This window comes from Succinatimonas hippei YIT 12066, assembly GCF_000188195.1.
Classification (GTDB): domain Bacteria; phylum Pseudomonadota; class Gammaproteobacteria; order Enterobacterales; family Succinivibrionaceae; genus Succinatimonas; species Succinatimonas hippei.
Map to the genome: position 1 here is coordinate 1 of NZ_GL831039.1, position 13466 is coordinate 13466.

Annotated in this window: 9 protein-coding genes; 3 read left to right on the forward strand and 6 right to left on the reverse strand. The window is 35.0% G+C overall.

What is annotated here, in order from left to right:
* Positions 1-957, reverse strand: coding sequence for a J domain-containing protein (locus HMPREF9444_RS07340; RefSeq protein ID WP_009143776.1), 957 nt, complete (start codon positions 955-957; stop codon positions 1-3).
* A 293-nt stretch (positions 958-1250) separates the two neighbouring features.
* Between HMPREF9444_RS07340 and HMPREF9444_RS07345 the strand changes: the two genes are divergently transcribed.
* Positions 1251-2168, forward strand: coding sequence for a DMT family transporter (locus HMPREF9444_RS07345; protein WP_009143777.1), 918 nt, complete (start codon positions 1251-1253; stop codon positions 2166-2168).
* A 49-nt stretch (positions 2169-2217) separates the two neighbouring features.
* On the opposite strand, the gene HMPREF9444_RS07350 is transcribed toward HMPREF9444_RS07345, so the two are convergent.
* From HMPREF9444_RS07350 to asnB, 3 genes are all read right to left on the reverse strand, one after another.
* On the reverse strand, positions 2218-2886 hold the full coding sequence (locus HMPREF9444_RS07350; RefSeq protein ID WP_009143778.1) for a CatB-related O-acetyltransferase: 669 nt from the start codon (positions 2884-2886) through the stop codon (positions 2218-2220).
* A gap of 20 nt (positions 2887-2906) precedes the next feature.
* Entirely contained in the window at positions 2907-3830 is a 924-nt protein-coding gene (locus HMPREF9444_RS07355; RefSeq protein ID WP_009143779.1) for a hypothetical protein, read from the reverse strand.
* A 65-nt stretch (positions 3831-3895) separates the two neighbouring features.
* On the reverse strand, positions 3896-5590 hold the full coding sequence (gene asnB, locus HMPREF9444_RS07360; RefSeq protein ID WP_009143780.1) for an asparagine synthase B: 1695 nt from the start codon (positions 5588-5590) through the stop codon (positions 3896-3898).
* Positions 5591-5882: 292 nt separating this feature from the next.
* Between asnB and HMPREF9444_RS07365 the strand changes: the two genes are divergently transcribed.
* Together HMPREF9444_RS07365 and hrpA are read left to right on the forward strand one after the other, a co-directional pair.
* Positions 5883-7631, forward strand: coding sequence for a potassium/proton antiporter (locus tag HMPREF9444_RS07365; RefSeq protein ID WP_009143781.1), 1749 nt, complete (start codon positions 5883-5885; stop codon positions 7629-7631).
* Entirely contained in the window at positions 7624-11610 is a 3987-nt protein-coding gene (gene hrpA / locus HMPREF9444_RS07370; RefSeq protein WP_009143782.1) for an ATP-dependent RNA helicase HrpA, read from the forward strand. Before HMPREF9444_RS07365 ends, hrpA begins: the two co-directional genes overlap by 8 nt.
* Before the next feature lie 64 nt (positions 11611-11674).
* Here hrpA and HMPREF9444_RS07375 read toward each other — a convergent pair whose 3' ends face one another.
* Complete coding sequence (locus tag HMPREF9444_RS07375; RefSeq protein WP_009143783.1) at positions 11675-12412, reverse strand: tellurite resistance TerB family protein; 738 nt, start codon at positions 12410-12412, stop codon at positions 11675-11677.
* A gap of 238 nt (positions 12413-12650) precedes the next feature.
* Positions 12651-13277: a CFI-box-CTERM domain-containing protein gene (locus HMPREF9444_RS07380; RefSeq protein ID WP_009143784.1), complete on the reverse strand. Its 627-nt coding sequence runs from the start codon at positions 13275-13277 to the stop codon at positions 12651-12653.
* Positions 13278-13466 lie beyond the last annotated feature (189 nt).

Below are 13466 nucleotides of genomic sequence, written 5' to 3' on the forward strand. Positions count from 1 at the left end.
CTAATTTTTCATATGCTTAAGGACATGGATATGATTGTATTTACAAATAGTTTGATAAGCAGAATAAATTTTTTCTAGTTTTTCTTTTGTTTCTTTTAAAATTTCAGGATTTTGTTGTTTGGCTTGAGAGAGACGATCCGGATGGTATTTAAATACCAGTTTACGGTATTGATGACGGACCTCTTCGCTAGATGCATTAATTGGCAAGCCTAAAATTTCATATGCTAATTTGAGCTTTTGTTGTAGTCCGCTTGTTTCTGAGAATGAATAGAAATAAGTGTATTTTGAGTAATTTGTAAAATTTGATTTTTGTTTACTGTCAAATAATAAAAAGTTGTTTTCAAGACGATAATATATGTCTTGTTTTAGCTTAAGCCCTCCTCGTATTCTTTCTATGGTTTTAAGTAAAGATTGCTGATAGGTAATGGGGTGTCCAGATACTTCAAGCAATTTGATTAAAGCTAAAAACATCCAAGAACTAAAATGCGGCCCATATATTTTTCTTATTAAACTTAAATGATGAATAAATGATTTAATCGGAAAATTTGTACTTTGTCCATTAAGAAAAGTTTTCTTTAGTTGTTCTATTTGCGTATCTGTTAAGCTTATTTGCTTTTGTAGCAGCAAAAGCTTACTGTTAAATTCCGGTGACTTATAACCGCCGTCTCTGTAGATAAGGCCTGCTCCTGCCATTAATGTCTCAATTAGCATGGTGTTGCTCCGCAGCTTCTTTTGAGTGAATTTTTTTAACTCATAGTAATGAACGTAGTTTTTTTCATAAATAAAAGTTATATATGCATAGAAGATACAAGGAGGAAGTGTTATAAGTACTATATAAACAAACATGAATAAAAAACGATCATTTGTAGGAAGTGCTTGATAAAGATTAAATAGAACGCCGTAGTTAAATCCAAGCCACATATTAAGTACTAATAAAAAACGTACAAGTCTACCCATATTACTTCCTTAATGCTGTAAGGTGAGTTTTATGATATTAATTTTATAGAGGTTAAGCTTTTTTGTTTTATTGATAGTTAATTTTGAACTGTTGTTTTTTAGTTGTTAATTATTATACAGCCAATGCCTTTTATAGAGTTATTTCTGTTTTTTTTATCCATTATGACGATTAGATGTAGCTTTAAATTCAGGTTTTACGGATCAAAGTCATTTTACTCATTATTTTAAGCTTTTTTTGGTGTGACTCCCAGAATATATCGGGATATTTTTATTAAAAAATAGATATAAAAAATATGGAAAATAAAGAAGTTTTAGGACACGTGGCTGTGTTATTGACTATATTAATTTGGGGTACAACATTTATTTCTACTAAAGTATTATTGCAATTTTTTACTCCGGTAGAAATTTTGGCAGTGCGTTTTCTTCTGGGATATTGTGCCTTATATATTATTTATCCGCGACGTTTAAAGGGTATGTCTTTTAAGCAAGAATTAATTTGTTTATTTGCCGGAATGTGCGGAATTTGTCTTTACTATTTGTGTGAAAATATAGCTCTTTCCTACACTTTGGCCTCAAATGTCGGTGTACTTATTTGTTTGGCTCCTTTATTTACAGTTATCCTATCTCGTTTTTTTAAGTTGAAAAAAGAAAAAATCGGTATTTCTTTTTGTATCGGTTGTGTAATAGCGTTTGGCGGAGTTGTACTAATAAGTTTTGATAACCAATCTGTTGAATTTAATTTTATCGGTGATTGTTTGGCAGTGTTAGCTGCTTTAATTTGGGCAATTTATTCTTTATTGACTAAAAAACTCGGAGAGTTTGGAATAAATACAATTTTGTTAACGCGTAGAGTGTTTTTTTACGGTTTGATTTTTATATTGCCTTTATCGTTTGTTTTTGATTTTTCTTTAAATCAAGATCTATTGTTTAAACCTGAAGTTTATTTTAATTTCCTTTTTTTGGGCTTAGGCGCATCTGCGTTATGTTTTGTAACTTGGAATTTTGCTGTGAAAATTTTAGGTGCAGTAAAAACAGATGTTTATATTTATGCTGTTCCTGTAATCACTGTTATAACTTCTGTTCTTATTTTGCATGAAGTGGTAACTGTAAAAATTTTAATTGGGTTGGCATTAACTCTTTTAGGTGTTTTTATAGCAGAAGAACATGGTTTGCGATACATTGTTTTTCTTTTTCTTTATAAAAAAAATTGATTTATTCATCTATAGAGGATATTTGTATTTTTAATAGTAAAAAATGCAATTAAGCCGTTTGATTTAACAACTCTCGTTTGATAAATTTTCTTACTTCATCTAAATTGGCGGAACACAGTTGAGGCAGTATTTCTGTAATTCTTCTTATAGGTAGATTCCACCATTTATATTGTAAAAGCAGATTTTTTAGCTCTTCATCAAACCGATTCTTTATTTTTTGTGCCGGATTGCCGCCTACGACAGTATAAGAATCAATTTTACCGCTAACAACACTATATGCGGCAACAATAGCACCATCACCGATTTTGCTGCCAGGCATGATTACAGCGTTTTTACCGATCCAGACATCATTACCTATTATTGTATCTCCTTTGTGCGGTAATTCAGATAAATGAGGGGCTGTAGCATTGGTCCATTCTCCTCCCATAACATTAAAAGGATAAGTTGTGACTGAGTTTAATCTATGATTAGCCGGTCCCATAATAAAAGTAGTTCCTTGAGCAATTTGGCAGAATTTACCGATAATCAAATGATCGCCGAAACTAGGGTAATTAAAGAGAACTTGGTTTTGTTCAAAGTCTTTAGGATCGTTAATACTGTCATCATAATAGGTAAAATCTCCAATATGAATATTCGGGGCTTTGATTACGTTTTTTAAAAATACAGTTGTATGCCACTCGTTGGTATATATGTCGTTAGGATTAGGAAGATTAAGCATTATGTAATTTCCTTTACTTGTTACATCAATTCTCGATAATAAATATCTAAAAGTTTGGGTTTAATAGTTAGTGCACGATTTACAAGATTAATGGCTTTTTCTAATAAGGCAGGAGATAAATCAGAAATAAATCGTAATTGGTATTGTGATGATTCCTGAGCTGTTAATAAAAAAGCAGCAGCTAAAATTTGCGGCTCTTCTTTTTTTCCTCTTTGCAGGCATAAATGCTCTTGGGCGCCGTATTTATCTCCATCCGGCAAGAAAAAAGTGCCGTCGCTAAATTCAATATCTATAGCTCTATCATCTTCGCCAAGCCAGCGTGATGCGATATCCTGATAAGTAGCCGGCGGCTGAATTAACATTCTCCATCCCGGTGCTAATGCTTTAAAGGCAAAATCATCTTCAAGATTAGCTATATAAACTAAAAGTTTGGCAAGTGCAAAAGCCACATCTGTAAAGATTTTGTCTTTGGCGCAACCTATTAGTTTTTGTTCAAGAGGCAGAGCATAGTCTCCTATGGTTGCAAAAAAGTCAAAACTGTCATCTGCGCTATGTTTAAGAACTTTTGCACTTAGATCTATATTGTGGCTTTTTAATAATTCTGAGAGTTTTTTATAGTTAATGTTAAGAAGAATATTTTCTTTTATCTTATTTGAGTTTTGATTTCCTAATGACGGATCTTTTTTTGTTTCAATTAATTCTCGCTTTTCATCAATTATGTTTAATTTTTTTATTTCGTTAAGCGAGTGTTTGATTTGTTCAATAGAAAGATTTAAATGCACGGCAAATTGACCGATATGGGTTCTTTCATTGAAAGAACTGTTACGAAAGCGGGAGCACCAGTAAAGTAATGCAGATAGCAATAAAACGCTATTATTATCTTGCGGAAATAGGGCGGTTAAAACCGGGAAATATGGAGTTCTTGTAAGACCTGTTAAAGCCATGAGATAAAAGTCGCTAATAAATTAAAGGCTGCCCAAAGGCAGCCTTATTGCCAACATTAAAATAATTACAGCTTATGTCCCATTTCATAAGCATTATCATGAATATCAGTTACAGCGCGTCCTGAAGGATCGGCCATATTTTTGAACTTTTCGTCCCAAGCAATTGCAGTTTCGGTAGAACAAGCAACCGACTTACCGTAAGGAACGGTCTTGACTGCAGAAGGGAGTTTAAAGAGTTCTTCAAAGATTTCACGATAGAGATAAGCTTCTTTGGTAACCGGAGTATTGACAGGGAAGCGATCTGCTCGTTCGGCAAATTTACGATCTGAAACTTGCTTTTCAGCATAATCACGTAAAGCATCGATCCAAGAGTAACCGACGCCGTCGGAGAACTGTTCTTTTTGTCTCCACAATACTTCAGAAGGAAGCATGCCCTCAAAAGCTTCACGCAGAACTTTCTTTTCGATGGTTTTGCCGGGGCACATTTTATCTTGAGGATTTACGTGCATGGCGACATCAAGGAATTTTTTATCAAGGAAAGGCACGCGGCCTTCCACACCCCAAGCCATCAAAGACTTATTGGCACGCAAGCAGTCGTATAAGTGAAGTTGTGATAATTTACGGACGAGTTCCTCATGGAATTCCTTGGCATTAGGTGCTTTATGGAAATAGAGGTAGCCGCCGAAAATTTCATCAGATCCTTCACCTGATAATACCATTTTGATACCCATGGCTTTAATGTAGCGAGCCATGAGGTACATAGGAGTTGAGGCACGAATAGTGGTGACATCATATGTTTCAATATGATAAATAACGTCACGCAATGCATCTATGCCTTCTTCAATTGTGTAATGAATTTCGTGGTGGACGGTACCGAGATAATCTGCAACAACGCGGGCTTTTTTAAGATCAGGGGCACCTTCAAGACCGATGGCAAAAGAATGGAGTCGCGGGAACCATGCCTCGGTCTTGCCGTCGTCTTCAACACGTCTTTCTGCAAAATGTTTGGCAATTGCAGAAATGACTGATGAATCAAGACCTCCGGACAAAAGCACACCGTAAGGAACGTCACACATCAACTGGCGCTTAACGCTGTCCATTAAAGCATTTTTCAGATCTTCAACGGAAGTTTTGTTGTCTTTGACGTTATCGTATTCCATCCAATCGCGTTTGTAATAACGATGGAATTCGCGATCTTCTTTTGAATACAAGTAAGATCCGGGAGGAAATTCTTTTACGGTATCACATACGGGAGTTAGGGCTTTCATTTCAGAAGCAACGTAAAAGCGTCCTTCATTATCGGACCCGACATAAACTGGTACGATACCCATATGATCGCGAGCAATAAAATAAGTATTGTCTTCTGCATCATAAATAAGGAAAGCAAAGTCGCCGATAAGGCGATCAAGAAATGGCTTTCCGGTTTGTTTGAATTCTTCGTATAAAGCTAAAATTACTTCGCAGTCGGAACCGGTTTTAAAATTGTATGGAATTGTAAGTTCACTTTTTAATTGTTTGTGATTGTAAATTTCACCGTTAGCGGCTAAAACATGAGTGCGATTGTCATTATATAAAGGTTGTGCTCCGTTTGAAGGATCAACAATAGATAATCTTTCATGGACGACAATAGCTTTTTCACCTTGGTAAATTCCTTCCCAGTCAGGACCGCGGTGAAGTTGACGCCGAGACATCTCAAGAGCGGTGCGACGCAAGGCTTCAGGATGCTCTTTAATGTCTAAAATTCCGAAAATTGAACACATGGAAAAATCCTTAACAATAAAAAATATGTGTAGATTTTAGCTTAGACAAACTTTCAGGGCAAACACTTAAATTAACAATGATCGTTAATGGGTGCAGATGGTTTTATATATGGTGCGATCAAATTTACGGGTAAAATCAGATATTAATCATTAACCAATTGATTTTAAAAAATAAAAAAATTTTTTGCGGTATTTTTAAAAATTTTTATCAAACATACATAAAAATATCATTTTTATCCTTTAATATAATGTGAGTTTTTGTTTTCCCATCTTTTTTCAGGAATCTATCAGAGTGGCCAATATTGACATTAATTACGTCTTTTTTATCGGAGGTTTGCTTTTAACTATTGCTATTTTAGCAAGTAAACTTTCTGCTGTTTTCGGAACACCGATTTTGCTGTTGTTTTTAGCTATCGGTATGTTGTCGGGTGAAGACGGTGTCTTTTTCCATATTGTTTATAACGATTACTCTTCAGCTTACTTTATAGCAAATTTAATGTTGGCCGTTATATTGCTTGATGGTGGATTGCGGACTAATTTCAGAACTTTCAGATCTGTTGCGTCGGAATCGGTGTTATTAGCGACTATCGGTGTTGTTTTTACTTCTGCAATTACTGGACTTGGTGCTTATTTGCTTTTTGATCTGACCATTGTGGAAGCAATGTTGGTTGGTTCTATCGTCGGTTCGACTGATGCGGCAGCAGTTTTTTCTTTACTTGGAAACGGTGGAGTACATTTAAAAGAGCGTATCAGTTCTACTTTGCAAATTGAATCTGCAACAAACGATCCTATGGCGATTTTGCTTACTGTGGTACTTATTTCTGCAGTAAATCAGGAAGCAACCGGTGCGGCTCAAATTGCCATGATTTTTTTAAGTCAATTCCTAATAGGCATTTTCCTTGGTGTAACATTCGGTTTCTTTGCTCGTTTGGTAATTCCAATGATTAATATCAGTTCGGGCTTATACATGTTACTGGTTCTCGGTATTGGCTTATGTGGGTTTGCTGTTACTGCATCTTTAGGCGGTTCAGGCTTCTTGGCAATATTTATTATCGGAATGGTTATCGGTAATCAAGATATAAGACCTTTAAGTTATATTCTTCCGGTAGGTGAAGGATTAACATGGCTTGCTCAGATAACTTTATTTTTGCTCTTAGGTTTGTTAGTAACTCCGCATAAAATGCTTGAGTATGCTGTACCTGGCATTATATTGGCATTGGTTTTGGCATTTATTGCCCGTCCTATTGCAGTATTTTTATGTGTTAAACCCTTTTTTAAACGTTACACCAATAAGGAAATAGCTTTTATGTCATGGGTCGGAATACGAGGTTCCGTTCCTATTGTGTTAGCCATATATCCTGTTATGAAAGGAGTCCCTGATGCTCAGCTTTATTTTAATGTAGCCTTTATTGTAGTTTTGTTTTCTTTATTGGTGCAGGGAGCTTCTTTAGTTGTTTCGGCAAAATTATTTAGAGTCTATGCTCCGGCCTCTGATGCCCCTATTAATAAGTCCGAGTTGGGTATTTTAGTTTCTGATGATTTTGCTTTATATAATTATGAAATAAAACGCCAAGGCATGGAGGGGGTTTCTCTTCGTACCTTAAGATTCCCTAAACGTTCGAGAATTGCTGCAATATTCAGAGACGGGCATATCTTAAAAGCCCAAGGTGATCTGTTGTTAAAGCGTGGCGATATAGTAAGCGTTATCGGGCATAGTACAGATGAAGTTTTATTTAATTCGGTATTTGCTCAAGATAAGCCGCCTAAGTATTTAGAGCGCTATACCGGAGATATCATTTTGAACGGCAGCGAGAAAATGAATGAGCTGTCAAAAGCATATGGAATTGAGTTGACTTCATTTGAAGAAGATATGAATTTATCCGAGTTTATGGATTATCATATCGGCGGATTTGCTGAGACCGGTGAAAGTATTTCTCTTATTGACGTGCGTTTGACTGTAGTTGAAATGTCAGGCGATAAAGTCAATAAAGTCGGTCTGACTAAACTTGTAAAAGAAACTTACGCTAATAATCATGATTGAAAAAAAAACAGAAAATAATAGTAAAAAAAACGGATGGATAGATAAATCATTTTTAGATGATGTACAAAAACGATTGAATGAAATCTCCTATCAAAATCGCAGAATTTTGTCAGGAGATTTGAAAAAGCTTTTAAATAGTTCAAAAAGTGTCTTTGACAGTGAAAAAGACACTTTTTTATTGAAACTTATAGAAGCGCAAAATGAAATAAAAACAAGAATAGAGCAAAAGCCTAAGGTTTCTTTTGATGAAAATTTACCTGTAAGTTTAAAAAAAGATGAAATTATTTCAGCAATTAAATCTAATCAGGTAGTGATTATTGCCGGTGAAACCGGTTCGGGTAAAACAACACAAATCCCCAAGATGTGTCTTGAGGCCGGATTAGGTATTAAAGGTTATATTGGACATACTCAGCCAAGAAGAATTGCTGCACGTGCTGTAGCAGCTCGTATTGCAGATGAATTGCATGAAACATTAGGTAAAAGTGTTGGTTATAAAGTGCGTTTTACAGATCTCGGATCTGATAATTCCTATATAAAACTTATGACCGACGGTATCTTACTTGCTGAAACGGCAAGTGATCGCCTGCTGTTAAATTATGACTGTATCATTATTGATGAGGCGCATGAACGTTCTTTAAATATTGATTTCCTTTTAGGATACATAAAAAGAATTTTAAAAGTTCGTCCGGAATTAAAGCTTATCATTACTTCAGCGACAATAGATCCGGAGCGTTTTTCAAAACATTTTAATGATGCTCCCATTATTGAAGTTTCCGGTCGTACTTTCCCTGTGGATGTTGTTTATATGCCTTTAGTTCGTGAAATTGAAGAAAACGAAGAACTTAAGGATGAAAGTGAAGACGAAATAATAGATTTAAATCATGCGATTTTAAAAGCTTTTAAATTTTTACAGCAAGAAGGTCCTGGTGATGTTTTAGTATTTTTGCCGGGAGAACGCGATATTATGGAAACAAGCGCGTTTTTGCGAAGATCTAATTTAAAAAATACTGAAATTCTGCCATTGTTTGCGCGTTTGGCTACAGCTGAACAAAATAAGATTTTTACTGAACATACCGGTGTTCGCATAGTTCTTGCAACAAATGTTGCCGAGACTTCTCTTACGGTACCCGGAATCAAGTATGTTATTGATCCCGGACTTGCTCGTATTAGCCGATATTCAGCAAAAACTAAAGTACAAAGATTACCTATTGAGCGTATTTCTCAGGCAAGCGCAAATCAAAGAAAAGGACGCTGCGGTCGTGTAAGTGATGGTATCTGTGTACGTCTTTATTCTGAGGATGATTTTAACTCTCGTCCTGAATACACGGATCCTGAAATTTTACGTACCAATCTTGCTTCAGTAATCTTACAAATGGTTGCGTTAAGACTTGGTGATATCCGAAATTTCCCTTTTATTGATGCGCCATCTGATAGGCAGATAAGTGACGGTATGCGTCTGCTTGATGAGCTTGGAGCTATACGAAATGTTTCCAAACAAAGTTTTAATGATATTACACTAAGTAAAACAGGCCAGTATTTATCTAAGATTCCGGCAGATCCAAGATTAGCTCGAATGTTGCTTGAGTCCTCATATTATCATTGTGTAAAAGAGCTTTTGATTATTGTTTCCGGACTTGCTGTTATGGATCCAAGAGAGCGACCTCTTGATAAAAAAGAAGCAGCAGACAATTTTCATAGTCGTTTTAATGATGATAAGTCAGATTTTTTAAGCTATATAAAGCTGTATGAATACCTGACATCATTACAAAAAGAATTATCTACCTCAGCTTTTAAAAAACAGTTAAAAAAAGAGTTCATTTCTTATTTACGTGTTCGTGAGTGGTTTGATGTATATCGGCAATTAAAAGCTACATGTAAAACATTGGATTTTAAGATTAATGAAGTAGATTCAGATTATGAGTCAATTCATCGAGCTGTACTTTCGGGGTTATTGTCTCAATTGGGGATGCTTGAGTCATCAGGTGACGGATATCTTGGCGCACGCGGAATCAAATTCGTAATTTTTCCCGGGTCAAAATTAGCTAAGAAAAAGCCTAAATGGATTTGTGCTGCAGAATTAAGCGAAACATCAAGGCTTTTTGCCAGAACCGTAGCTGTCATAGATCCTCAGTGGACAGAGCATGTTGGGGAACATTTAATAAAACGAAAATATGCTGAGCCGCATTGGTCTAAAAAAGCCGGAGCGGTTCAAGCTTCTTTGTCTTTGTCTTTGTATGGGCTGCCCATTGTTACAGCTCGTCAAGTCCTGTATACGGATGTTGATAGAAAATTATGTCGAGAACTTCTTATTCGTGATGGCTTGGTAGCAGGAGAGGTTCTAAGGAAATACGAGTTTTTAGACCACAATTTGGAGCTTATTGGTGAAATTGAGCACGTTGAAGAAAAAGTTCGACGCAGGGATTTGTTGGTTGATGATAAAACCATGGAATCCTTTTATGATGAAAGGTTACCTCAAGATATTGTTACCATAAGACACTTTGATAAGTGGTGGAATAAAGAGAAAAAGAATAACCCTCATTATTTGGATTTCCAACTTGAAGATTTAGCAAAAGATAATTTTGATAAAGTTAATGAATCTGATTTTCCTGAAAATTGGCAGCATGGCGGATTAAAACTTAAATTAAGTTACATTTTTGATCCGTCAGATCCTAAAGACGGTGTTTGTGTACATATTCCGCTAACTGTAATAAATAAAATTAATCCGGATGAGTTTTCTTGGCAAATACCAGGACTCCTTTCTGAATTTTATGCAGAGCTTATTCGCTCTCTGCCGAAAAAGTTAAGGAGAAATCTTATTCCTGCTCCTAATTTTGCTTTGGCTTTAGAACAAAGTCTTACTCCGTATGATGGTAATATTTATGAAAAGACTGCTAAAGAATTGACTAGAATGGGCGGAGAGTTGGTATCTGCTGATGACTTTGACTTATCGGTAATTCCTAAGCATTTGTTTATGACATTTATAGTTGAAGATATAAACGGCAAGGAATTGGCTTTTTCTAAGAGTTTTGCATCATTACGCGAAAAATTCCAGGATTTATCTAAAGAAGCGTTGCAAAAAGTAGTAAAGCTCCATAAACCGATTAAAGAATCGACTATTTGGAATTTCGGAACTATTAAAAAAGAAAAAATAAGTAAACAAGGTTCGCTTGAAATAACGGCATATCCGGCACTGACAGATAAAGGCTCAGCTGTTGCTCTTGAGCTTTATGAAAGCCAAGATAAACAGAAAATTGCCATGAAATCAGGTTTACGTAAATTATTGGCTTTATCTTTAAAAGATCCGACTTCGTACTTAGAGACGCATTTGCCGAATAAAGCCAAGCTTTCAATGTATTATCAACCCCTTGGTTCAGTAAAAGATTTAATTCACGACCTGTTTTTAGCGTCTATTGACTATATTATGGAGCAAAATGGCGGAAATGTATGGAGTGAAGAAGCTTTTATTTCTTTAAGAGATAAAGTTCGAGCTGATTTAAACGATACTGCTCTTGAAATAGCGCGGGTTGTAGAACAGATTTTGTATAAAGCACATGAGTTAAAGCGTTTTTTGAAAGGAAAAATTACTTTAGATACAGCAAGATCTTATGCAGATGTTAGTGCTCAGCTTGACGGACTAGTATATAAAGGTTTTATATGTGATACTGGATTTGAACGATTGAAAGAAATACCTCGTTACCTTGAGGCTGCAATTGAAAGAATTAAAAAGGTATCAAGAGATGTAAATCGAGATCTTTCTTATTTAAGAAAATTAGAGGATCTTCAAGATAGTTACAATGGCGTAAAAACTCGCTATCCCAAAGATAACAAACCGCTTGATTTGATAAATGTTAAGTGGATGTTGGAAGAGTTAAGGGTCTCTTATTTTGCTCAGCAACTAGGTGTTAAAGGACCAATTTCAGATAAAAGAATTTATCAGGAACTTCAAAGAATTGTAAAAGATTTTCCTCCACTTCGATAAAAGGAACTTTTTTACATTCTATCTTTTCAGGAAACTCCCTCCCTTAAAAGGAGGGAGAGAAAAATTAATTCATTAATTCTTCACGTAGTGCTTTAGCTTCTTGATTAAGTTTTTCGCGATCTACATCATTTATTCTGAGAGCTTTAGCTAATCCTTCAAGATAAGCTTTTTCCATAAAAGAGTCAGGTGAAATAACTGATGCCGATAGTCTATAAACATCAAGTCCCTGATCGTAGCTTGCAATTCTGGATGCTAAATCAATTGGATCTAATGGTTTTTGTAGGAAAATCTGAACGACATCATTAAAGTTTGAATCTGTACTGAAAGATTGGGTTGCTTTTAAAATTGCAGCATTTTCTTGCTCATCAATATGTCCGTCAGCTCTTGCAGCAAAGATCATTGCTTCAATTAATAATAAAGCATCACGATCATCTGCACCAGCAGAAATAACTCCTTCTTCCTCGGTCAAATTATGGCTGGGATCTGTAAAACCGGCACCACTGATGCCTTTATTAGAGCCTTGCGTAGTAATAGGCTGTGCTTGGCTGTTTCCATTTTTGCTTTGCACCCATTTTTGAAAAATTTTATATGCAACAGCTCCGGCTATTGCTCCTCCTCCTACGGTTGCAGTATCTTTGGCGACGCCTTTTAATACTTTGCTTCCACCAAACAGTGCAGCAAGTAATCCTCCAACGGCAGCAGATCCTAAAAGACCAGTTGCTCCGTTCTTGGTTCCAGTGTTACCTAATCCTTTGCTGCTGGTGTTTAAAGTCTCTTTTAATACTTCAAATAAGTCTTTCATATATGCGTCCTTAGGTATTTTGTCTCTGATAATGTTGGAATACTAAACAGTAACCAAGATTCATATACATGGAGATATTTTACTTGAAATGAATAAAAAACCAGGATTATTAATATAAATATTGAGCATTTTTAACAAAAAATGTTTTTTTATGTGATTTTATTAAAAGATATTTTTGGTTAATAGAATCATTTTTTTGTTTGCAACTTTTGCTTTTTTGATTGTGTCTTAACATTTATTAACTGTAAATATATGCAACCAAATTTAATATTGGTTTTAAAATTGCTTGTAATATTTTGTAATTTTTAATCTTTTTTGCCAAATTTGGAGAGTAGTGGTAGTAAAGCTTTATAAAAATACGTCCTATAAAAAATGTAGATAAGAATTCATTTCTAAATCTGCGAAGTGCAATCACTTCGTTTGCAAGATGATCTTTGTAAACTGCAGTTGCAATAAAACAAGGACTGAAATATTTGTATGTTTTACCGCAGAAGGGACAGATACTGCGTTTTAGTCCGTCATTTCGGTAAATAATGTAAGGAATCATATAACGTCCGCATTTTGTACATTGAACTTTAGTATTTTTTATGAGATCAATATATTTTTCTTGTGTTTTTTTAGTATTGCCGTAAAGTTTTTGGGATGCCGATAGGTGCTTATTTGAAGGTTTTACTAAATGAATATTTTCAGCTGTGGGGCTTAATTTTAAAGAGGTTCGCGGTTTGGGCGTAAATAAAACCTCATCGTTTTCTTTTGGTGATGAGTAATAGATATTATGGATGTTAAAGTAATAACGAATTTTATTTTTGCCTAAAATGAAACCGTATCCTTCATCTTTTAGAAAAAAAACAATATTACCGAGCATATCTAGTCGTTCCTAATAAATATTAAAGTAAATATCGTGACAAATTTAGTATGACTAAGATAATTATTAAACATATTTATGTAGATATATAAAATACGTATTATATTTATGATTATATCAAAATATGCTTACTTGTTTCAAATAAATAATATTAGTTTTATAGTGACAACGCATAATGATCCGGCTCAC